Genomic DNA, 24,061 nt, shown 5'->3' on the forward strand with positions numbered 1-24,061 from the left:
CTATAAAGCGGTTATTAGTTGTTTTTGAAATAGAATATGGTCACTTCAGCGGTATCCTTTAAAAAATCCACTTTCCCGATATTGACCTTGTTAATGGTCAAACCTGTCCTATGCTCAAGATCACTCTTAAGTATTTCATGGTTTTCAGGTTTTATGTTCTCGATATTTTCGTAAACAATGAATTTTGATTCTTCCTGTTTCAAGGCCCAATACCTCTCGATAAGGATCAAAATGAAAATGATCAGTACGTTTGCACCCAAAATCTCGGCATAGCTCATTTTCTTGTTAGCCAATGAATTGATGACCGAAACACCGATGACCACGAACAAATAGGTCATTTCCTTGATATCGATGGGATCGGTCCTATAACGTATTATTCCAAAAATCGCGAACAATCCAAGGGCCATTCCTATATCCAGATTGTATTTCTTTAATGTGAAGCAGAGTAAAAAGACAATAAGACTAATGAGATAATAGGTAAAGACATAATCTTTACGCTTTGAAGAGGGGTAATAAACAAAACGTATGATTATGGTCAAGAATGTGAAGTTTAGGATGAACCTGAACATCATTTTAAAAAAATCGTCGTCGAAAAGGGGGATGTCTAGAAATTCCATAAGCAATTAGGCTGTTATTTTATTGATTTTTAATAGTTTCTCTTTAAAGCGATTGTACTTTATATCATCGTAAACACTGATCATTCCGATACAATATTTACTGAGTCCGTACGGATTTATCTGTTTCTCTTTCAACTGCCGTACAACGGGTGATGTTCTATTGAAACGTTCTTGTTTCACCTCGATAATCACAAGATTATTATAGGTCTTGAAGGAGTTGTTTATTTTAAAGGAAAGGTTCAGGTCTATGGTCAAACGCTCCATAGCGGTTTTGTTCACCAGTGTAATACGGTTGAATTTATTCCAGATAATGGGTTCCAAATCATAGGATTTACTGGTTACGTTTTGGATAAAATCAACAGATTCGTCGGACAATTCCGTTTCAAAATCGTTTATCGATGTCCTGGTCTTATTGGTCTTTCCCTTACCATCCTTCTGTTTTACCTCGAGAAAACAGATATCGGATTCAACATATTTCCGCATCCTGACCTTGGTCCTATTTATCTTGCCATTATGATGGTCATAATAGAACTTCTTGGTAGGGGTATCAAAATAAAGTGAAGAGTAGGTCATGATTCTATGACCATCTATCTCAAGGACCCTATAATCCTCCCTTATGTTCTTTAAAACCTCAATAAGATCTTTTTCATGGATGATGAATTTCGTATCGGTCCTTTTCATTAAGGAAACGTTATTCATCCCTTCTAGGGTAATACTCTCAAAACCTTCTATAATATGTCTCATCAGCAGATTTATTATAAACCAAATTAAGTGAAGGTTAAGCCAAGGTTAAATCAAAATCAACGAACTGGAAGATTTTATCAACGAAATTGAATCACATCTAACTGACGTTATAAAAGAATATAAAAAAGGCACGCTAGTTCTAACCAAACCAGCGTGCCCTTAACTAAACTAACTCAACCAAACAATTATTCCATCATAGGCACTCAATTTATAGTCTACTCTAGGAAGCTTGTGATATCGATTATCCAACTTCCTGGATTCCTAAACTAATTCGAAACAAATTTAAGGATGCCCCCATGAACCCAGAAAAGGAATCGACAAACCAAACCCGCATATCAACCAAAGACTTGATTTCATCAATGAAAGAAACGGTAAAGGTCAATAAGAGACATTCAAGAAAAACACATCATTCCGGGTTTTTGTCAACTATCCCCATCATACCCCAATTCGCGATTAAGTTTTATCGCAATATTTTGGGTTCTACTCCTTAATTTTTTTGCCAATGCCAGAAGATTCTCCGTATGCAACAACCTGGCAACAATGCTATTTTGATATTTTTTATCTTGCAGCAATAGATGATATTGAGACTTTGCCCCAAAGCTTTTAATGGCATTGTATTTGGTGTCTTCCGCAGGAAGCATATCGGCCAGGGACAGGTGTTTTTCCAAAACCGGTTGGATATCATCGATGACAATCTTTTTTACTTTTTCATCCTCTATGGCCAAAACCCCTATTTCAGTTGGATAGTTCGTAATTAGCCTTTTTAATGAATTGCTTTCTATCATTTCAAATTTTGTAGTATTAATTACGGAATTCAGGGCCCCATCCAGTAGATTCAATTCGCTATACGTACTATGAACGATCGTATCCTTGGCCCCTTGTGTAATTTGTTCTGGGGGCAGCCCCACATAATTAACGATAGCCTCCAATTTAACGATATCATCACCATATTGATCGATGGCACTATTGAGGGATTTCATATTTAGGTCTAGCTCTTCGTAAAGGCTATCATAAATCTTTAGCTCAATGATCTTATTTTTTCGAATCTCATTGAGGTCATTGATTTTCCACGCCAATAAAATACTGATCACTATAAGCACTATTTCCCCAAAGGCATATAGAAAATACTTTTTTATATTCCCCTCTTCCAAAAATTTTATCCTGAACTGCTTTCTAAAAAATTTCAACATTGCTCCTTTTCGTTGTATTTAAATTATTCTCAATAATAAAGTCGTTCAAACTTTTTCAATCAACTGAAAAAGGCACGCTAGTTCTAACCAAACCAGCGTGCCCTTTACTAAACTAACTCAACCAAACAATTAATCATCCATAGGCACTCAATTTATATTTCTTACCAATCTCACATAATTATAATAGCGCTCGGCATCCTCACCTGCTGGCCCATCCTCATCCTTTGTATCGAAACGTACGGCACCTGCACCATGGAAATCCTCCCCTTCGCCATTTACCGCCCTACCAAAGGCAACATACCAGGCATAGTAATAAGGTTCCCCACTTGTAAACGGAGCCGATGTACCTGTCCAGTAATACCCGTAATCATCTGCATAACCTGCTTCTTGAACATCACTTGGCAATTGTGTACATGAAAATAAGGGGTCAATGGCCGGACCAACATTATCACTATCGGTCGCCGTTGGTGAATAGGAATAATCCACGATACCTTGGAGTTCCTTTACATTGGGAAGGCGCCAATCGGTATAACCGGCCAATTCAGAGTTTTCGGCATATTCCAAAGCATCTTCCCAGTCCAAGGTAACCCCGTCATCATCCTGTGCCCACATTAGACCGGTATTATTATCCGAAATGGTACCGTCTCCATTATCAACAAAATCATTCGTACCATAATCCCCACCACGAACGGCCCTTACATACTTACCACCCACGGGACCACCCGCTGCTGCAGCATATGCCTTAATGTGACCGGTAACATGGTTTACACCAAAGGCCGCATTATTACCGCCTTCAACCGTTGTACCCACGTAATAGTTGTTGGCCCAAAATTGCTCATCCTTGGTTACCTCCCCACTTGCCAGGTTAAAATACCCCGTATCCAAATAGGGCCATCCCGAACTAAAATCACTGATTGAAAAAAGCTCTTTTAAAGTGGGCATCCGCCAGTCATCATAACCGGAAAGCTCCAAATTATCACAATAGGTTACGGCATCGGCCCAGGAATAGTCCTCTGAAGAAGGTACCTGCTGCCACATTAAACCGGTATTGGTATCCGTAACCGTGCCATCCCCATTATCTGTATAGGACATGGCTTCCCCTTTTAAATAGGTTGCATCCTGACCATAGAAATCCTCTCCCTCACCAATACTGCTTACAACCGCACCATCATTATCATACAACGTGATCTGCCCAGTTGCTATTTGTAGAAAATCATTGATTTCCAATTCATTGTCATTGGTAGTGCTATCATCATCCAATACCTCATCGGTATCTTCAACCACAACATCATCAGCATCGTCACTACAACCTATCGGAACCGATAGAAAAGCCAGGAGCATTACATAAATCCCTAAAAGTCTGACTGTTTTGTTAAATACGGTATATTCCATGTTTTTGTTTTTTAATTATTAGAAACCTCCAGGTCGGACACCACCAGTACCACCCTCACCTGTAGGACCCATTTCCCCTCCAATTTGTGTAACTGTACTGTTGATAGTAAACGAATCACCTGAATCCGTTCCACCGCTATATGTTCCAGAGGTGTATAATCCGTTAACCTCAGTACCATTGCTCACGCTTCCTCCTGTATAGATGTTATACGTTTCACCTGTTTCCAATTTTGCATTGGAATAAATAATCGTGATTACGCTATTCGGCACTTCATAAGTAAGGGCTTCCGTGCCATCCTCTGATTGAATATTCAATAGTTGGTTTGCGCTAATCCCATCAAAAATCACTGAGTTTTGCGTGCTTTCGGTTTCTGTCGGAAATGAGGTATTCAATCCCAATCCTAAAATTGTTCCTCCAGTTATTTTGAATGAATCGTCATCGCAGTCAAAGCTACCGTCCGGCTCATCGGTTCTAACGGATATGGCAATGGTCGTACCACCGGTAACGGTAATGCCTGCATTACTGTCAATGGCATCGTTGAGCGTACTATACACATAATTGTTTCCTCCGTTGATGTATAAAATTCCACCGGCATTAAGACCGTCATCATAGGCATTAATGATTATGGTACCATCATTAATGGTCATTATGCCTTTGGACTCAATTCCTTCGCCTTCGGAAGTGTTTATCACAAAATCGCCACCATTTATAGTTACATTGGGCGTAATGGAATCATCCGGTTCTTCCTCGTCATCAATGTCATACGAAGCTACAATGCCATCATCAACAGCATTTATGTTAAAGGTTCCGTCGTTGATAATTATATAGCCTTCTTCGCAATCCATTCCGTCGCTATCTGCCGTTAAATTAAGCGTACCTCCATCCACAATGATATAATCGTTGGTGTGTATGGCATCAGATGCCGCTTCGGTAACTGTGATCGTACCACTAATTACCCTAACATAATCATCACTTGCGATACCGTGCTTATAGTTTCCTGCAACATTAAGAGCTCCTGAACCGCTAAAAACCAATTGCCCTTCGCTAAAAAATGCAGCTTTCGCATCTTCTTCGTCAGGGATATCGCTATAACTCGATGCATCGGTCAAGCTGTTCGTACCTTCCAATATCACAAAAATGGTTTTCGAAGATTGGACATTTATCGCAGGTCCATCGGTATTCACAATGCTTAAATCATTTAACGATAATTTGAATTTTTTATCACTATAAATCTTCAACATCCCGTCTGTCGTTGTGCCCGATACTTCGTAGGCCACTTTAGAAATAGCCGAATAAATGGTGACATCGGCCCCGTCTTGTGTAATAACCACATCATCAGGAACAGGGTTGGTAATGGTAGCCGAGGTATCGGAAAATACAATTTGCACCGTATTTTCAAAAGTTGCGTTTTCCACTAAATCATCTTCATCGGCTCCTGTGTTATCGGTATCCCCTTCAGCCGTTCCTGATGTGTTTGTATCCGTTATTACAATATCCCCTGATGATGTGGTATCATCATCGACTACGGATGAGTCATCATCAATGACAACTTCATCCCCGTCATCGCTACTGCAACCTATCGGAACAGATAAAAAAGCCAGGAGTATTACATAAACCCCTGAAAGTCTAATTCGTTTGTAAAATGCGCTATGGTTCATGATCATTTTTTTTAGGTATCGTTTTTTAGTATTACCCGTGTGTTACCTTTTACCTTTTTTTTGGCTATTTTTCTTTTGATAAGCCTTGAACAATTTCTGTTGCTCATCGGTCAATACGGCATTCACTTCTTCTTCAAAATCATTTTTTAAAGCCTCCATTTCATCCCTATCCGGCCTTCCTGATGACGTTTTTTTCTTGACCTCCTTAAAATGTGCTGTATACAGGGCTAATATTTCCGTTTCCTGATCTTCGTTCAGAGATATCTCTTCAGCAAGATCACTGACCATTGCCTTGATTTCTTTTGAGGAGGGTATAGGTGGTGGTCCTTGTTGGCCTCCACCTTGTCCTCCTCTTTGGGCAAAGGTTGTTCCTGATATCAGCATTGCACACAATACCAATGTGATGTTTGTGATTTTCTTCATTGTCTTCATAATTTTTATATTTATTATTTTATACTTCCTTTTTTATATTACCTCTTAACACTTGTTCGTATTGGGTCTCTTTACACAAGTCCTTAATGATTCCGTCTTCTTCTTTCCGGCTTTCGCGATATGCTTTTATTCCCCTCCTCAACAAAATGTGTTGCATACAATCCTAAAAGCTCTCCTTCCTGTTCTTGATGTAATGCGGTTTCCATAGGTAAATCTTTTAGCCTTTCCTGCTTTGCTGATGTAATGGATGGCCCATCTTCTTGTCCACAAGCCGAAGTCGTTATCACCAATACGATAACTGCCCCTTTCCACACTATTTTCATCATTGACTTCATAAGTCCTGTTTTATTTATGGTTCAAAGAAACAGAAGTATGCCTTCCTTTAAAACCAAAATCAACGAACAGGGGTATTTCCTCTACCAATTTGGGATAATAGCGATTGACCTGATTCGGTATATGGAATAAAAAAAGACGTTAGTTATAATTAAACCAGCGTCCTTGTAACCCAACCGAACAATAATTATTAAACCATTGGCATTGGATATATATTTTTATAAAACTAGGTCCAAGGACCTAAATAGAGAAAGTTCTTATCTACGAATAAGGAGGTTTACCCCATGGAGCGTTTATATTGAAATAACACCATACGGAATATGGCTGAAAACAAGGCCTAAGGGATAGGCCTACAAAACATTGAAAGAAAGTTATACTGCTGATTTAGTACAATGTACAAGCGTTATCTATTCAGTCTTCAAATTCTTGTTAAGTTTTACAAATTGTAAGAAATCATCATTCTTGGCCAAAATGATATAGGTGTCCCCCTTTACTTCAATGGTTCCCATATCCTTAACATCGCCTGGGGTAAAGAAGCCACTTTCATAGACCGGAACCGGCTCAAAACCACCTTTGCCATTACCCTTTAAAAAGAGGCCGTAACCAGCATCAATCCTCGCCGTTTCAATCTCCGAGCCGTAGAGGTTTCCTGCAATCAATGCATCCAAATGTCCGTCTTGGTCGTAGTCATCGATCAAAATTTGATTGATGTTCGAAAGTTGGGCTTGATATGGTAATTCATGGATTTCAAAAGTACCTCCCTTATTTTCCAAATAAACGCTGGCAAAAGACTTGACCTGATAATGCAAGGCCTCATCCAGACTTTTTTTGGTATACACATCCTCCAATGTGGCATGGGAAAATTCCTCTGAGGTTTTGTATTTGTATTTAATGGCCGGTATTTGCTGTGACGAAGGCAATCTACCACGAAGCGGATATTGCACGCCATTTTCATAATACCCCAGAACAATATCCATCTTGTCATTATTGTCAAAATCATGGGCGTAAATATCGAAGGTTTCATTTTTCGTTGCCTTGTATTCATAATTCAACCCATTATTCCCAACCAAATAATCCATATCACCATCCCCGTCAAAATCCCCTTCATTTATGCTCCACCACCACCCGGTGGTATCGGTTAGTCCCATATCCCCGGAAACATCCTTAAAGCCGGTTTTGGTGTTTTCATATACCTTGATCGGCATCCACTCCCCAACGATCATGACATCCAACCAATCGTCATTGTTGAAATCGGTAATAACAGCACTGGTGGCCATACCAAGGGTATCGAACTGATCACCGACAAAGGTTGAATACTCCTCAAATTTGACCGTACCTTGGGTACTGGTATTTTTTAAGAGAAAACTTTTGGTCGGGAAAGGGTATTTCCCTGGAACTTGTCTGCCCAAAACCAGAAGGTCTTCTTTACCATCCTTATCAAAATCGGCATGGTAGGCCCTAGAACCACTGATAAGCATTTTAGGAAGGGCCGATTCCGGTGCTTTCGAAAAATGCCCCTTACCATCATTCACATACAATCTGTCTTGAAGCAATTCGGGTTTGAATTCAAATTCATACCCTCCACTAACAATGTACAGGTCATTATCACCGTCCTGGTCGGCATCAAAAATAACAGCCCCTAGATCCTCTCTTGGTTTATCTTCCTCAAACGCCTCCACATCTTGCTTTGTAAAACCTTCCGTAGTTTGAAAAAAGACCGTTCCGGGTACATCCCTAGCCCCGCCCATATAGTAATCATCCAACCCATCATTATTCAAATCGCCAACCGCCAAGGCTGGTCCGTAAGCAGACATTTTATGGGGAAGCAATACTTGTCTTGAATAATCATCGAAATAATTTTCTTGATGCCTGAATTCCGGAAAATCCTTGGTAACATCCGTAAATAAAGGTGCAGCGGGTGCAGGTACTTCCGCTATTGGGGATGCGTTACTATAATTCAAAACCAAGGTCTGATTTACGGCAATATCCTTTAGGACCTCGGAAGTACCGTTGGTCCAGACGACTTTTAATTCATCTATTTTTTGTGTTTGATCCAGCCCGAAAATAATCTCCGGGGCCACGGAGGATTGAAAACCACGGGTCAATGTCAATTCATGCATTTGGGTCTGCTCCCCTGTTTTTACATACACCCGGTTTCCCAATCCAAACAAATTGTTCGGGGTTCCCTCAAACTTGATTTTGATAAAGTTTTTCTTGCCGGCACTTTTATTCTCGAAAATGGAAGCCGGATCATCTATATTATTGGTGATGATCTCCAAATCCCCATCGTTATCCAAGTCGGCATAAGTAGCCCCATTGGTAAATCCCGCGAAACTTACCCCCCATTCCTTAGTGACATGTTCAAAATTGAGGTCCCCATTATTCTTGAACATATAATTATCCAATCGTACCGATGGGATGGCCAAACTTCCTTCCAACAAATCACCCTGTGTCACTTTTGCTGTCCGAAGGTTATCAAAGTAATCGTTATTGTTCACTTCCCTACGCGTACCATTGGCGATGAATAAATCCTTTTTACCATCATTATCAAAATCCGCAATCAAGGGTCCCCAACTCCAATCCGTCGATGACGTACCCGTAAATCTTGAAACATTGGAGAAATATGGAATGCCGTCATTGATAGCCCCTGAATTCAATTGTAGGTTGTTTTGTACGTATTGATGGTGGAAACCGGCATCAACGAGTTCTTGGAAAAGCTTTCGCATGGTATTACCCATATTGGCCTTTCTTCGTTGGTCGGATTCACCATCCATGTCCGCTTGACTAATATCCAAATAACCATCATTATTGATATCGGCTATATCGGCACCCATACCATAGTATGCCGTTTGGCCCATTGCATCTTTTACAACTTCCCGAAATGTACCATCTTGATTATTGATGTACATAAAGTCCGGCGAATTAAAATCATTGGACACATATAAGTCGGGCCATGAATCATTGTTCAGATCCCCTACCGTCGCACTGAGGGACAATCCATAACTACCTAGGTTGGCCTCTTTGGTCACATCCGTGAAGGTATCCCCATCATTACGATAAAGGTGGTCACTTTGGTGTTTTTTGAAATTCTTCATTAAATGAAGATAAATATAGGTTGGGGTTGTAAAGGACGTGGGAGGGTAATTGGCCACATACAAATCCAAATCCCCATCCTTATCATAATCAAAAAAGGTTACCTGAACGGTATCCCCTCCATCGTCTATTCCCAATTCAGCCCCATTTTCAATAAACGTTCCGTCCCCTTTGTTCAAAAACAGTTGGTTTATCCTTGGCTCGTACTTACCCCCCACCGAACAATAGATGTCCAAGAAACCATCGCTATTCACATCGGCCATGGTGACCCCCGTATACCATCGATTATCTCCAGAGACACCCGCTTTCTCGGTAATATCCTCAAATTCCAGGTTCCCTTTATTTAGGTATAGCTTATTCGATACTTGATTGCCCGTAAAATAAAGATCTATCAGTCCATCATTATTAATATCACCGGCTGCCACACCACCACCCTCATACATATAGGGAAAGGTAAAATAGTTGAGTGAATCGGTTTCTGTAAGGGTATTTTTAAATGCGACACCTGTTTTTGAAGCATCCAAACTTTCGAAAATCTTATTTTCATCGTTTTCCTTTGTACAGGAATAGTTAAGAAAAAACAGGCAGATTATAAATTGGAGTACACGGTTTCCCTTCATGGCAATAGTGTCATTTTTGCTTTTAAATATACAATTAAATGGCATATTATACTTGGTTTTTAGGGTAGTTTACAATGCTAAGGACCACTTAAGCAACAAATTAAAAATTAAGGGAAAATGGATTTCATGTCCCTTTGGACTAAACCGTGGGACTGCATTCGCAAGCAACCTCTTTACCTATGGACTGTGTCAGGTTCATCGCTGCCAATCTTTTGGTTCGGGCCTCCAAACAATTATCACATTTTGAAAAAAGGGACAGATCCCACACATCGGCAAATACCCGTCCTAATCGAAGTTGAATACCGTATTCCAAAACCGTTTCGAGGGATTGAATCTCAGGAACTTCAAAATGACCCATTTTATGCAAATGTTCCATGGCCCCATTACCGCCCCTAACGGGTATGACCGTACAGCATTCCACTCCACGACCAAAGGCATAATCAATGGATCTTTTGGCCCAATGGATACCTTCCTCCTCCGATAGGAAGGGTGGTTTTAAAAGTATGAACGCCCTGGAGGAAATTTTGTTTTGCGATAAAAAATCGACCGATTTGGAAAAATCCCCAAGGGTCATACTTTTGTTCAACTTTAAAAGGACCTCTGGGTGCACCGTCTCCAATCCTATGGCTACCTCAAGCCGAGGCTTAAGCATATCCCTGAAACCCAAACATTTTTCAGTAATGAATTTGGGGTGGGATTCCACGATGACGGTTTCAAAATCCTCCAACAAAGTGGCAATCGTGCCATAATCGGCTACCGGTATCGCCTTTTCATCAAAAAAACTCCCGCTATTATATAACTTAATATGCTTTGCGGATGGCATTTGCGACAATGCCCATTCAATTTGTTCCGGTATGGCCCCTACAGGTACGGTTCGGTCGGTGGTATTTTTCCACAGATCGCACATAAGACATTTGAAAGGGCACTCCTTATTGGTCAGGAATATAATGGCGGTATCCTCAATTTTACCATCAATACTGCGCTCTTTCTCCACCAACCAAGCATACGGTCGATTATGATCGACCGTATTTTTGTTTCCCCTTTCGGAAGCTATCCATTTATTCGATGAAACAGCCTCGAAATCCTTATTCATATTTTGACAAAAACTGCTTTCTATAGGCTATTTCCTTTTCCGGGAAATGCTTTTCAAAATCATTCTTTGATACAACACCATGTTGGAACCTTCTTTTTTCGAAAATGGGCATTTCCATACCTGTAACAGCCTTAACCCCCTCAAAAACTATCTGTCCTTTTAGATCATATAATTTTTTATGATCCCAATCGGTCATATCGATATAGGGTATGCCTTCTGATATTTCAATTACATTGGGTAACGTGTACGGACTAAAACCTTCAAAATCATGTAAATCAGCAGGGGAGAAAGTCCTCATATACCCCCTACTTAGTCCACCAGAATACGTTAAGGAGTGTTTTATGGAATCCACTCCCCAACCTTCATGATACAACATTAAATTATTCAATACACTACGAATGGTCAATTCTGGATTCTCCTCAATAGGGTAATCCTTCAGGTTCTCATCCCCTCCTTCCCCATCAATAATGTATTTCCAATCGGGATATCGCTCCCTAATCCCTTTTAACAAGGCCAAGCTCATTGTTGCCGATTGAATGTCCAAGGGTTTATAGTCCTCTACAACCCGAATGGCCTCTTTCCAATCCAGCGCATTGTAATCCAACTCTATGGGTTCCAAGAAAAGTTCAAGATCCAAGGTTTTCAAAAATTTACGGGCTTGCATCAAATCCGCCCCATCACCATCAACAGACAAGGTAAAGGCCTTTAATCTTGAAGGGCTCTCCCCAAGTTCCTTTAACGCATGATAGGTTAGCACGAATATCGACCCACTATCGATACCTGCAGAGAAAGTGACCCCTATTGGACCCGTTTTCGCCCTGTATTGAAGCCATTTCTTGATCTCATTGTATACGGCCGTGATATATTCCTTACCAATTTGCTCGAGACTACCCGCTTCATACTTGTTGCGTTCGGGGGTAAAGAATCTTGTATAAACAGGGTTGGGATCCGGACATCCCAAAAGCTCGATTTTAGTAATGTAATGGGCTGGTACCATTCGCGTGTAGGACGGATGGAATTGATCATCCATTCCTTCTTTTTTAAGATAGTCATAGATAGTATCTATTCGTTCGGCAATGACCAATTGGGGGCCTACTGCCTTTTTTGCAATAAAATAACGTAGGGGGCGGCCGATCGACCGTGCCATTCTTATGGTCTTATCCTCTACGGAAATTAAGGAAAACTGTCCGTCAATCTTACGTACAGCCTCTACGTCCCCGGATTTGACAACCTCTACGGCTTCTTCATGGGACATGTTATAAATTATATTTTTTTCATGATTGGTCAAATCAACCACCTTACTAACGTACATACTGTTCATTTTCTTGAGTTTTATGAAATTACCTTTATTAGTTTAATATTCCTTTTCCCTGTGCTATGGTCAGGTATTGGTTTGGCACTATATTCTTAATGATTTCTATTTTACCATCAGGCCATTTTATTTCCAATTCCTTGATTGAACTTGATTTACCAAGTCCAAAATGGGTCCTGGGTTCATTATTGGATAAATACCCGGTAGTCCATTGATTGATGCGAACCAATTTCCTATCCCCTGTTTTTAGGGTCAATTTAGCACCGATACCAGAAGCCAAGCCATTTTTACCGGTGAGTTTGACCCCTAACCAATTATTATTATTGCCCGCTTCATTATGAAGCAAGGTTGGTGTTGCCATTAAGTCGACATGGGAAATCATCACATCCAATTTTCCGTCATTGTCATAATCCCAAACGGCCAATCCCCTTCCGGAACGTTTCGTTGAGAAATACGGACTGACTTTTTTACCCACATCCTTAAAATTTCCTTTTCCATCATTTTCCAACAACAAGGGATATTGCAAGATCAGTTCTTCCGCAGTTCCGTTTGCCGAAATAATATCGAGATCACCATCATTATCATAATCAAACAATGCCGTACCCCAGCTTCCTTTTCCCGCCAAGGACCTAGCTACTCCGCTGGACTCTGTGATATCCTGATATAGCCCATTGCCCATATTCCTGTAAAGGGCCCCATATTTTAAATCGGCAACAAGCATATCCACCAATCCGTCACCATCGACATCCCCAATGGTCGCATGCATTGAACCCGTTACCTGCGCTTGACTGTTTACCGCGATACCACTGGCGATACCAACCTCCTTAAAGGTACCATTCTCATTCTTGAACAAAAAATTCTCGTGATGGTCATTGGCCTGAACAATATCGAGATCACCGTCATCATCATAATCATAAACCGTTAATCCCATACATTTTGAATCAGGATAGTAGAGGTTTTCCTTTTCGGTCACATCCTTAAAAGTGCCATCGGCCATCTGTTGGTACAACATTGATGCCTGGCCCTTATACTCTGATGGATGGGGCATCATTCCCGGGGTTTGGGTTGAAATGTATTTGGGATCAAAGGCCAAAAAATTACCTACCATGGCATCCAACCTTCCATCATTGTTATAATCCCAAAATGAAACCCCGATACTCCATTTTACAAAGCCATTCAATTTTTCTGGACCGGTTAGTCCCAATTTTTTGGTCTGTTCACTAAAGGTACCGTCCCCATTATTGTGATAGAATACATTTGGACCGTAATTCAACAAATAGAGATCCTGATACCCATCATTATCCATATCGATTGCCCCGGCCGCCATACTCCAATGCCTATCGTCGACCCCAGCGCTTTTTGCTACCTCTGTGAATGTACCGTCACCGTTGTTCTTATAAAGTTTGTTGGCCGTGTTTTTATAAACCGAACCCTCTTTTTGTGATATCCCCTCCAAATAGGTCCCGTTCATCATATAAAGATCCATAAACCCGTCATTGTTATAATCGAAAACGGTGATTCCAGATCCACTACTTTCCAAAATATTCTCATAATGTCGGTCCCCAAAGGTATATTTAAAGTCGATGCCAGCCTTTTTCGTTACCTCCTTGAATCTCATATCGTTCCCTTGCGCGCAAAGCATTACAGGAAGACATCCTACTAAAATGGAATAAATTACCGTTCTAAAAATATGACCCATTATTTACTTATCTGTTTTTAAACTATTTCGATAGCCTTCATTGGTTACCGTTCTCGTATTATAGGTTTCATGGTACTTTTGTAATTCGGGTGTATTGGGGTAAGTATCCTTTTCTGAAGGCGGATAACTACCCATACCATGATAAGGCAATGGAAGAACTGTATTGCCATGGGCAGTATTCAAATCCCCATCTTTCACCCAACCGACACTGTGTATAAAGAAATCCCTTGTCCATCCGTCCTTCAATTTGGGCAGTTCATTGGCATTGAATTTTATGGTCGTTTCATCTCCCGCATTTGAAATTATATAGGCATTGTCCGATGCTGTCAGCAATGGCAACACATCGCCATACCGGGTATAATTACCAATTAGGTCCCGCCATTTTGTAGATGTGTCCACGGATCCATAGTCGAACCAATGCGGTCCATACCGTCCCCCTTTTCTATAACTTTTGGAAAAACCCCGATAGTGTAAATCGGCCTCGGTCGGATTCAAGATCGTTGTATTTGATTCTGACAGAGGGTTATTCTGGGCAAAGAATATTTGGTCCCAATAGATCTCCATATTTGTTTGGATCCTGATCCTACGGTCCTTGCTCAAGAATTTTCCTGAAAGATCGGCGATTACATTTTTATCTTTTCCCATTGGAAAACCAAGATTCGGAATAACGGTCTCCCATTCCCCTTTCTGATTGATTACCTGAATGCTCGGTGATTTTACGACCAATTCATCGGATTGCGATAAGGCAACATTTATACTGGCGTCCGTTGGAAAGATCCAACCATTAAGTACCACCCATAGGTTATCTGTAGGGATGTTGCCCCCTGGATCAAGAATCAGATCATGCATGGCTGTCACCCCTTGGTATTTGTCGGGCATAAAATTGGCGATATACTTATCATCCTTCTCTTTTATCAAAGACAAAAGGTCATTGCCGTCACCATCTTTTGCCGAAATCGGGAAATATTTTTCAACTACCTTGATCATATCGAGCCCAGGAAAAGGAGGTGGTGAAAACTGCTCTGGGACATAAACATCGACTGAAGCCGGATGGTCTATAGCCACCAATTGCATTTTATCCATGTAGATGGTCTCCCATAATTCCGAGGTCATTTGTACGATATAAGCCCCGTCTTTTTCCTGTAACATATCACCAGGAATCTTAATGTAATCATCCGAAGCGTCCGCAAAGGAATATCTTGCCGTACCTCCCATAATACCCAACGGCATACCCAAGGCACTTCGCCAAGTAATATCCTTGACAAAGACAAATTCATCCCCATTCCATGTATACAGGAAGGGGCAGGAACCTTTCAAGGTTTGTGTCTCGATAAGGGACTGATCACTTTCTGGCAGTAGTATGTTCTGGGGCACGCCATTGGTCCATGTAATCCTGATAATATCGGCTTTGGTCCTATTACCGAGCCCAAAGTATATATTGGGATCATTGACCACCTTGGTTTGGTACAGCGTACCGGCACGCATTTCGACTTTCGCCCCTATTCCAAAATAATTGTTTTTTGCACTTCCTGTCCTTAATCCCACTAATTTCACATTAACGTAATGGTTCAGGTTACCACCATCGTTTCGTAAAAGAAAGACACCACCATGTAAACCCGCAAGGACCAAATCGAGATCACCATCACCCTCAAAATCGAAAAGTGATATTTGTCTGGCCGATTTTGGTCTTTCCGGCAGTAGATGGGTGACATCGGTAAATTTACCATCACCCTCATTATGATATAGGAAAAGGCCTTGATTATTCTTTTGATTGGGTTTCCCAGCGACCACAAGGTCTAAAAACCCATCATTATCAAAATCGAAGAACTGGGAGTCTAAAACAGCTATGCCTTTCAGTGCTTTGAACATTTTTTCAGCGTCATGCACCGGTTCAAAGACAGCATCCCGTTGATTCTTGTACAACCCATTGCTTTCTTCATGGTCACCGGCTGTGAACAAGTCCAAAAAACCATCATTATTCCAATCCCCAACCGCTACAGAAGTACTTCCCTTTTGGTTTTTAAATGCACTGTTTTCCAAAACATCCTTAAACACCCCTTGTCTTTGGTTACTGTACAGGTTATTATTCGCCTTTTCGTTGGCAACGAAAAGGTCTAAATCCCCATCATCGTCAAAATCACCAAAGGCCGCATCATTACTTTGTATATTGGCCCCGGCAAGCCCCATAGGCCCAGCCTGTTCCTTAAAGGTCCTATCCCCATTGTTTCTATATACCAGATTGGCACTGCCGCTCAATTCGAAAAAATCCAAATCCCCATCATGGTCCATATCGAAAAACAAAACCTTGGTGCCACCTGTTCGCTCCCCTACGCCAGCCTCTGCGGTAACATCCTCATATTTTCCATTACCCGCATTGCGATATAGTTTATCACCTTCCGGTCTCACGACATAAAGATCCAGGAAACCATCATTATCATAGTCGGCAAATGCAGCGGATGATTCTATACCCGAATGATTGATTCCAATATCCTTGGAGAGATCCCAAAACCAATTTAAATCATTATTGAAAAGGAAGTGTTTATAACTGGAATCGGTAGGGTCATAACTCCCCACATACATGTCAATATCCCCATCTGAATCATAATCCGCTATGGAAACATGCGTTGGGTTCTTTGATTCAATACTCCCATCGGCATCGTAAATCGGTACGGCATCCAAACCTACATCACCTGTGACATCGGTAAATTTGATCAAGTCCAATGTAGATGCCGTATCCTCTGACAACGGGGAGTGCTTAAGGTCATAGGTGACCAAGGGAAAACCAATAACCGAACCTCGGGTTCCCTTTAAGTCCTTGATACCGGATTGGTAAGGAAATGTTACCTTAAGATAGTTATGGAAAATCGTAAATGATGTTAATGCTTTCTCAGTATCCGAAACCCGAAGAAGGTCTATAGTATCGCTAAAATAATCGACCGCTTCCTTTGGGAATTCTGGAAATTGCTTTTGTATATTCTCTAATTGGGCAATAGCCTTATCGCTTTCGCCCCCCCGTATGAACAATTCCGTAAGTTCCAAGGCAGGCACAATGTTATCAGGTACTTTCCCTGCCAATTGAAGGACATATTTCTCACGTGTCTTTCGGGTTTCCGTATCGGGTGATGTGGCGTATAACTCTGAAAGCATATACAAGGTCTTTGCATGATCTGGGGCAAACCCAAGTGAGTTCGTCAACACGGCTATGGCCTTATCCTTCTCGTCATTCATTTGGTACACCGTTGCCAAGATCAAATTAATGTCGGCATCCTCCCCATCAATATCAATAGCCTTGGCAAGTTGTTCTTTGGCTTCATCGTATTTACCCATTCGTAAATACACCAATCCTAAATTGGCATACCCCATTTTCTTGTCCGGGGCAAGTTCAATGTATTTTAGAAAGGTCGTTTCCGCCTCTTCCAACTTAAACGCCTCCAAAAAAGCAAGCCCCATGGTTTGGGTGGATATCAACTCTATCGCTTTTTGTTTTTTTTCTTCGGCACTCTCCTTACAACCCACAAACGTTGTCATTGATAGAAGGGAAAGAAAGAGGAAAAAATAGGAGCTTTTCATCGAACTATAATTTTATAAAAAGTAAATATACGGGGATTTATTGTTTTTGGGAAGTAGTATCTTCTTTAGCGATTTTCACCAATTTCAAATCACTACGGCGATTGCCGTTTTTATCGAATTGGACATTCCCTGTTACACCTTCAAAATCTGTCTTGGACATGGTTCCATAGATTTTATCCCGATCAAACCCGGAAGCTTTGATCGCGTTTATCAGCACATTCATGGCATCAAATGTATAAGCCGCCACTGCATTGGAAATAGCGTCACGCCCTACAGCCCCATGCTGTGATTGTAAGGTATTCGTTTTTAACCAATTTCCTGAATACAAGACTGTTAAATCTGATGGACCCCCACGTTCTGGACGACTTAGGCCCCGTACCCCCAACAGGGGAATGGTTCCATAAAAGGGAAGTTTTACCCCATTCTTGCGCAAGACCCCCATTAGCTCCCAAGATTCTTCCCCATCACCTAAGATTATTAGGGCTTCCACCGCTTTATTCCGTAATACCCCAATAAATTCTCCAGTATGGTCTAAACACTGAGTGAAGGATTGGATCAAAGGTTTTGGCCCTCCTTTATCCATGAGCTGCTTTTCCAAGTACTTCAAGGCCGTTTTGGCATCATAATCTTCCTGTACGACTATCGCAATTGTATTTGCTTTTTGAACATGGACTATTTCGTTGACCATGGCTTCCGCTTGTTGGATATCGTTCGGAACACAATTATAGAACCATGGGATGTATGCTTGTGAAAGGGTTGGATCACTTGCCCAGGCAGATAAGAAAACCACCCTGGTCTTGGCGATGACCTGTTCGGCCAAATGGGCATTTCTACCATCATGCGACCCTAAGAGTGCCCATACCTTTTCCTTAAAGACCAAGTTTACAGCCTCTTTGGACCCCGTACCCCATGGCCCTTCCATAGAACGGGTGACCACCTTGAATTGCTTGCCGTTCAAACCTTGATCCTTGTTCGCTATGTGTATTGCCAGTTCAGCCGCATTCCTTGCGGCCTGTGAGGTATCGTCGTTCACCAACAAACCTATGGTCACCACATCTTCTGCCGCAGTATGCTGTGCGCATACCATTTGGGCAAAAAAAATATAAAATAGAATGGTATTTAAAATGGTTTTGTTGATCCCCATAATATTATTGCCCTCCGTGTTGTCCTTTGTTACCTTGGCCTTCCGGTACTTGATTGGGTACTGGGGAGTACTCGAACTTTCCATTTTTCACTTTGGCCATAAAGATCTTTCCGATATCATTCCAGCTTCCATCGAGGATAATCTTTCCGGTAACCCCTTCATATCCTTGAAAGGTTTTTAAATCGGTCAGTACATCCCGAATCAGTACCCGGTTCAACCCTTCTTTTTTTATGGCCTTGATAATCAAGTTCATCCCATCAAACGCATGGGCCGCAAATACATCGGGTTGCATACCGAACCGTTGGGTATACGCTTTCTGAAACCCTTTTAATTTGGGATTGTCCGCTTCCGGGTTATAGGGACAGGTACTTACTAAACCTTCAGCGGCATCCCCTGCAATCTCCAGAAATTCCTGGGACACGGTCCTATCGGAAGCATAGACGGGCTGTTTCATGCCCATAGACCGTATTTGCTTTAAAATCAATGCGGATTCCTTTGCGTTTCCCCAAATAAGAATGGCATCAGGGTTTATTTTTTTGATATTTTCCAACTGCATGGTAAAATCCGTTTCCCCCATGTTAAACCGTTCCTCGATCCTCATAGGGTGTCCTTTACGAACTGCCACACCCGAATACTCCATGATACCCACCCGGCCGTACCGTTCATTCGACCGGATAACGGCCACTCGGTCATGTTTCATGGTATCAAAGATATACGATGCCAAGGCATAACCACTTTGTCTGTCATCACCGATAACCCGTATTACCCAAGGTATATTGGTCTCTGTAAATGTAGGATCGGGATCACCGGTATTGACCATCATAATCTCCATTTTCAACGTTGCCCGTAAAGCGACATGGGAAACAATATCATCGATGGAACCCAACCAGGCCCATACCTTCTCCTCATCCATACGAACAACTTCGTTGGCTGCCGCTCCCCAGAGTCCGACGTCATTATGTACCATGAGTTTAAAAGGGAGGTTGTTATACCCCCCTTGATCATTGGCTTGCTCTATGGCCAACTTGGAACCATTCAACATTTGTTGTCCCAGGGAAACAATTGGTGAACCTTCCAAAGGACCTAGAAATCCTATCCGGACTTCAGTCAGGTCTTTGGGAGGTTGCTTTTCCCGACCTGCACCATAAAACTGGACAGGTTCTATAAAATGATATTTATACGCCTTTTGAAATTTATGATAAGGGAACATCTCTTCAGATGTGTTACCATACATGGTCTTCTTTTCCTGTCCATTTAAAGTAGTGCAAAAAAGGACGAGGAGAAGAAAAATAGTTTCGATGACACAGTCGTTTCTTCTTATCATAACACATTCATTTAACGAACTTTACATACGGCATATGCCTCTATCTCAACAAGTAGGGTCTCCCAGCACAATCTGGCCTGGATTCCCGTAGCTGCTGGTAATGGATCTAACCCCAACCAGTTGTAAAAGGAAGTCCTAATTTTATTGAATTCCCCGTAATCACGTTCAATATCCCTGAGGTAATTGGTTGTACGTACCACATCGTGCCAAGACATATCCTCAGCTTCCAACAGGTTGGTGATATTCACATAGGTTCGCCATAACTGGGCCTTAAAATCCCCAATATGCTCGGGCAGACCTTCTTCGTTTACACTTGCGGTACCCGAAATCACCAATACTTTATAATCGCCCAAATCGAGTCTTAAAGCCCGTGAAAAAGAGGATGGTTTTTGGTAATCATAAGCCTCATTGATGGTATGGGGGGCATGCACAACATGTTTTTCAATAGGGGGTCTCTCCAAATGTATTGGTGGATATTCCGTATTACTGATTTTATGGTCATCTGTCAAGATTCCCAATTTTTTCATTTCCAAAATCTCTCCTTCTGTAAGTTTTGACAAGTCTATCAAAATCTTTTCCTTTTCTTTTATCTCCATGATAATTGTAAAATATTAGTTGTTAGTTATACTAGTTTTCATTCAAATTCCTTATTTCATCAGTTGACCGCGGCTCACCCCTTTGGATGTCGCCACCCAGATTCGATCACCTTCCACATCCACCCCTATGGTGAAATTATGGGCCAACGATGGTGATGTGGCCAATTCTTTTTTATCGGCTCCATTTAAAAGGATGGTCTTGCCATTTTTTGAGTTTTCATTTGTGGTATAGGTAATCCAATTTTCACCATCCGTAGTACTCAATCCCTGATCGGTACATATAAAGGCAATATCATCCTTGGCTTTTATATAATTAATGAAGTTGCTCGCCAAACCACTATCGTGATCAAAATACCCTTTCCAATGCACGCCGTCATAGCGACTTAAACCAAAATAGGTGGCCACCCAAAGAATTCCGTTAGACCATGAAGCCCCTGTTGTGATATCATGGACAACCCCATCATCGGGAAAGAGGTCAATTTCCATATTGCCATCGGGATCGACATAATCCCTGAATTTTTTTGTCTTTTTTGTGTATTCTATGATGCCACCACCCCAGGCAGCGATATAAATTTTATCGTTACTGGCACAAACACCATACGTCCATGGCTCATGCATCGGTGCGTTTTCCTCCGTGAATATTTCCCATTTTCTGGTATAGGTATTATAACATCCTGCCCCGCCCCCGGTGGCGACCCAAACATCCTTGCCATCGCAGGTAACCGCATAGATCAAATCATTGGGCATACCACTGTTCATTTGGGTGTAGTTCTCGAATTTACCGGTTGACCAACGTGATAATCCACCCATGGTACCTAACCAGACATCCCCGGTTAACGGATCAACGTCTATCGCCAAAATTCCATTATGGGCAAGTCCGTCTTCTGTAGTATAGGTTTTCCAATTCCCATTTTCCAATACGGCAAGTCCTTCATGGGTGCCTACCAAAACGCGGTCCCCATCAATCTTCACACAATACGCCTTATCACCGGGTAACCCGTTCTTGGAGTCATAACTTATCCAATTACCGTAAATAGGCATTGGTTTTTCCGATGCTGTCCGGTTCTTATCCCCATACGTCTTGGATGTGTCCTTTATGGATTCTGTTCGCTCTTTAGGTTGTACAAACCCCCATGAACTTATGACAAGCATCACAAAGAGGACAAGTAGGGTTGGATATTTGAGATGTATTTTCATTTTATCAGTTATTTCTTCTTAAAAACTTGCGGTTTCTTGTATTTGGGTACTATTTTCCTCCTGCTCCGGGCCTCCAAGGGATTTCAGATAATCGATCAGATCATTCAATTGCATTTTGGTCAAGTCATTTACAAATCCATGTTTGTTATCCTCGCCATAGACTGTCCATATTTCTTCCAGGGTCGCCGCTCGCCCATCATGTAAATAAGGGGGGGAGGCATAAATATTCCCAAGGTGCGGTGTATCGAACAAAATGGAATCATCTGTGACCGCCAACGTACTTACATCCGCTGCCTTTAAATTGCTATAAAGCGGGGCTGGATGACACGTATAGCATCGATTGTTCTCCGGTATGACATTCCCGAAATTATCTTTGGTCCTGTTGTATATTTCCTTTCCCCGGAGTTGGGACTCGGTTAATTTACCATGGGGATTATACATAAGGTTGGGTGGGTACTTTATCCCTCTTTTTATATAGGCCGTTATGGCGTCCAGATCATCATAACTGAATTGTTCCGTTCTCGTTAAGACCGTTGAAAACCGCATACCATCCTGCTTGTATATGGTTTGGTTCTTACCGTTCCATTTAAATGGGGGGGTATCCCCGATTTCCCTTAAGGATTGCGTATTGGTTACATTGCGTCCCATGTCCTTGCCTGCCATGTTATAGACCAGGCCATCTTCATGATGATCCGGATGACACGTATAGCAGGCATATTGTTTTTGAAATGTATGTCCCGCATTATTGAATAATCTTCTTCCTTGTCTTGCAACCGTAATTCTGCTGGGGCCACCAAGATCGATGGGGGCTTCCATTTGAAGGCTCTCTGTATCCAATACCCCTATTTTATCTTCCAATTGTTCGGCGATATAGAGTTTTTTACCATCCTCGGAAAGCGCCAGCCCCTTGGGATTGGCCCCCGTAGGTACTCGTTTTATCACAAACCGACTGCTTACCCCTAAATTATTCGCAATGTTCTTGAGTTTTTCTTTGGGGGTTTCCTTTAAAATGGCCCGAATGGAATCAACCGAGATCACCGTAACGCGATCGGCCCCTGAATTGGAGACATAGGCTCTTTTACCATCGGGGGAAACCACAATATCAAATGGATCGGAATAATAGGAATTGGGTTCATCCGTCAACAATTGGATGATTCTTCCATTTGCCCCCTGTTCTATAACCCCTATACCATGGGTCATCATCCAACCTCCTTCCACCTGTACTGAAGGTATGAGGTTCTTAGGCCTTATCAAGGTCATCATGGCAAGGTCTCCAGAAGGCGTGAACGCAATATTCTCCATCATATAGGCCTCTTCAATATTATGATGTTCACTAACCCTTAAGGTAGTACCATTGATCTCGGTAAGATCACTCACCAAAGGTTCCCCGTAGGGAACGATCTTAGAACGTCTGCTGGTCACATATAGCCTTTCCCCATCGGGAGACAAAGCGGTTCCTGTAGGATCACTTCCCGTTCTTAGTCTTTTCAGTTCCTCTTTTGTGGAAAGGTCGATGACGGACAAGTCCGAGCCATAGGTATTGACCACTTGTAAATACGATCCATCGGCGCTTATCGTAAGACCGGAGGGTCCATTTCCCGTTTTTATGGTATCCGTTACCTTGGATACCGCAAGGTCTATGACCGAAATGTTATCGGACCACTGATTGCTGACATAGGCCAGCGTATTTGCCTTATTCAAGATTACACTATGGGGATGGACCCCCACTTTTATTTGATGCAATACCGAATTGCTTTCAGTGTCAACAATAAGAAGTTCATCGGTGTCTTGGGCCACAACATACAAGCGACTTCCATCGTGGGAAACCGCTATATTGAAGGGGGAATAATAGTCCTCATTGATCAAACTTGTGACGAACTTGTTTTTGGACGTATATACGTGGCACGACGTACATTTTAGAGGGTGATCGGTCACCGCTGTTTTATAGTTCACATGATGTCTGGCCAACATACGCCCCGGAAAGTATATGATGAACCCAAATAATATTAGCATCCATAAAAGTGTCTTCCGTTTTGCGTTCTTCAT

The 24,061-nt window shown here is 41.8% G+C and carries 17 protein-coding genes; all 17 read right to left on the reverse strand.

Features of this window, described 5'->3' with window-relative positions; all coding sequences use genetic code 11:
• Nucleotides 1–14: 14 nt before the first annotated feature.
• Nucleotides 15–617 carry a DUF4956 domain-containing protein gene (locus LX92_RS04620; protein WP_109649132.1) on the reverse strand — a complete coding sequence of 201 codons (603 nt, stop codon included), beginning with the start codon at nt 615–617 and terminating at the stop codon, nt 15–17.
• Nucleotides 618–623: 6 nt separating this feature from the next.
• The gene (locus LX92_RS04625; RefSeq protein ID WP_109649133.1) at nt 624–1,361 is read right to left on the reverse strand and encodes a polyphosphate polymerase domain-containing protein; all 738 of its coding nucleotides are present in this window, start codon (nt 1,359–1,361) and stop codon (nt 624–626) included.
• A 422-nt stretch (nt 1,362–1,783) separates the two neighbouring features.
• Entirely contained in the window at nt 1,784–2,551 is a 768-nt protein-coding gene (locus LX92_RS04630; RefSeq protein WP_109649134.1) for a hypothetical protein, read from the reverse strand.
• 147 nt (nt 2,552–2,698) lie between these two features.
• The gene (locus tag LX92_RS04635) at nt 2,699–3,943 is read right to left on the reverse strand and encodes an Lcl C-terminal domain-containing protein (protein WP_211315831.1); all 1,245 of its coding nucleotides are present in this window, start codon (nt 3,941–3,943) and stop codon (nt 2,699–2,701) included.
• Nucleotides 3,944–3,961: 18 nt separating this feature from the next.
• Nucleotides 3,962–5,602 (reverse strand): carbohydrate-binding domain-containing protein, encoded by a 1,641-nt coding sequence (locus tag LX92_RS04640; protein WP_170117794.1) that lies wholly within the window; start codon nt 5,600–5,602, stop codon nt 3,962–3,964.
• 42 nt (nt 5,603–5,644) lie between these two features.
• Complete coding sequence (locus LX92_RS04645; protein WP_146197797.1) at nt 5,645–6,025, reverse strand: hypothetical protein; 381 nt, start codon at nt 6,023–6,025, stop codon at nt 5,645–5,647.
• Nucleotides 6,026–6,117: 92 nt separating this feature from the next.
• Entirely contained in the window at nt 6,118–6,369 is a 252-nt protein-coding gene (locus LX92_RS04650; protein WP_109649137.1) for a hypothetical protein, read from the reverse strand.
• 405 nt (nt 6,370–6,774) lie between these two features.
• The gene (locus LX92_RS04655) at nt 6,775–10,125 is read right to left on the reverse strand and encodes a VCBS repeat-containing protein (protein ID WP_223308257.1); all 3,351 of its coding nucleotides are present in this window, start codon (nt 10,123–10,125) and stop codon (nt 6,775–6,777) included.
• A gap of 94 nt (nt 10,126–10,219) precedes the next feature.
• On the reverse strand, nt 10,220–11,173 hold the full coding sequence (locus LX92_RS04660; RefSeq protein WP_170117795.1) for a radical SAM protein: 954 nt from the start codon (nt 11,171–11,173) through the stop codon (nt 10,220–10,222).
• The gene (locus LX92_RS04665) at nt 11,166–12,494 is read right to left on the reverse strand and encodes an asparagine synthase-related protein (RefSeq protein WP_109649138.1); all 1,329 of its coding nucleotides are present in this window, start codon (nt 12,492–12,494) and stop codon (nt 11,166–11,168) included. The genes LX92_RS04660 and LX92_RS04665 overlap by 8 nt, the downstream gene beginning before the upstream one ends.
• Nucleotides 12,495–12,522: 28 nt before the next feature.
• Nucleotides 12,523–14,184 (reverse strand): CRTAC1 family protein, encoded by a 1,662-nt coding sequence (locus LX92_RS04670; RefSeq protein ID WP_109649139.1) that lies wholly within the window; start codon nt 14,182–14,184, stop codon nt 12,523–12,525.
• A 3-nt stretch (nt 14,185–14,187) separates the two neighbouring features.
• Nucleotides 14,188–17,754, reverse strand: coding sequence for a CRTAC1 family protein (locus LX92_RS04675; RefSeq protein ID WP_109649140.1), 3,567 nt, complete (start codon nt 17,752–17,754; stop codon nt 14,188–14,190).
• A 37-nt stretch (nt 17,755–17,791) separates the two neighbouring features.
• The gene (locus LX92_RS04680) at nt 17,792–18,982 is read right to left on the reverse strand and encodes an ABC transporter substrate-binding protein (protein WP_109649141.1); all 1,191 of its coding nucleotides are present in this window, start codon (nt 18,980–18,982) and stop codon (nt 17,792–17,794) included.
• Nucleotides 18,903–20,222 (reverse strand): ABC transporter substrate-binding protein, encoded by a 1,320-nt coding sequence (locus tag LX92_RS04685; RefSeq protein ID WP_109649142.1) that lies wholly within the window; start codon nt 20,220–20,222, stop codon nt 18,903–18,905. Before LX92_RS04685 ends, LX92_RS04680 begins: the two co-directional genes overlap by 80 nt.
• An 11-nt stretch (nt 20,223–20,233) precedes the next feature.
• The gene (locus tag LX92_RS04690) at nt 20,234–20,818 is read right to left on the reverse strand and encodes a Rid family hydrolase (protein ID WP_211315832.1); all 585 of its coding nucleotides are present in this window, start codon (nt 20,816–20,818) and stop codon (nt 20,234–20,236) included.
• A 51-nt stretch (nt 20,819–20,869) separates the two neighbouring features.
• Nucleotides 20,870–22,015, reverse strand: coding sequence for a ligand-binding sensor domain-containing protein (locus tag LX92_RS04695; RefSeq protein ID WP_109649143.1), 1,146 nt, complete (start codon nt 22,013–22,015; stop codon nt 20,870–20,872).
• A gap of 18 nt (nt 22,016–22,033) precedes the next feature.
• On the reverse strand, nt 22,034–24,061 hold the full coding sequence (locus LX92_RS04700; protein WP_109649144.1) for a YncE family protein: 2,028 nt from the start codon (nt 24,059–24,061) through the stop codon (nt 22,034–22,036).

The sequence above is a fragment of the Maribacter polysiphoniae genome (assembly GCF_003148665.1).
Lineage (GTDB): Bacteria > Bacteroidota > Bacteroidia > Flavobacteriales > Flavobacteriaceae > Maribacter_A > Maribacter_A polysiphoniae.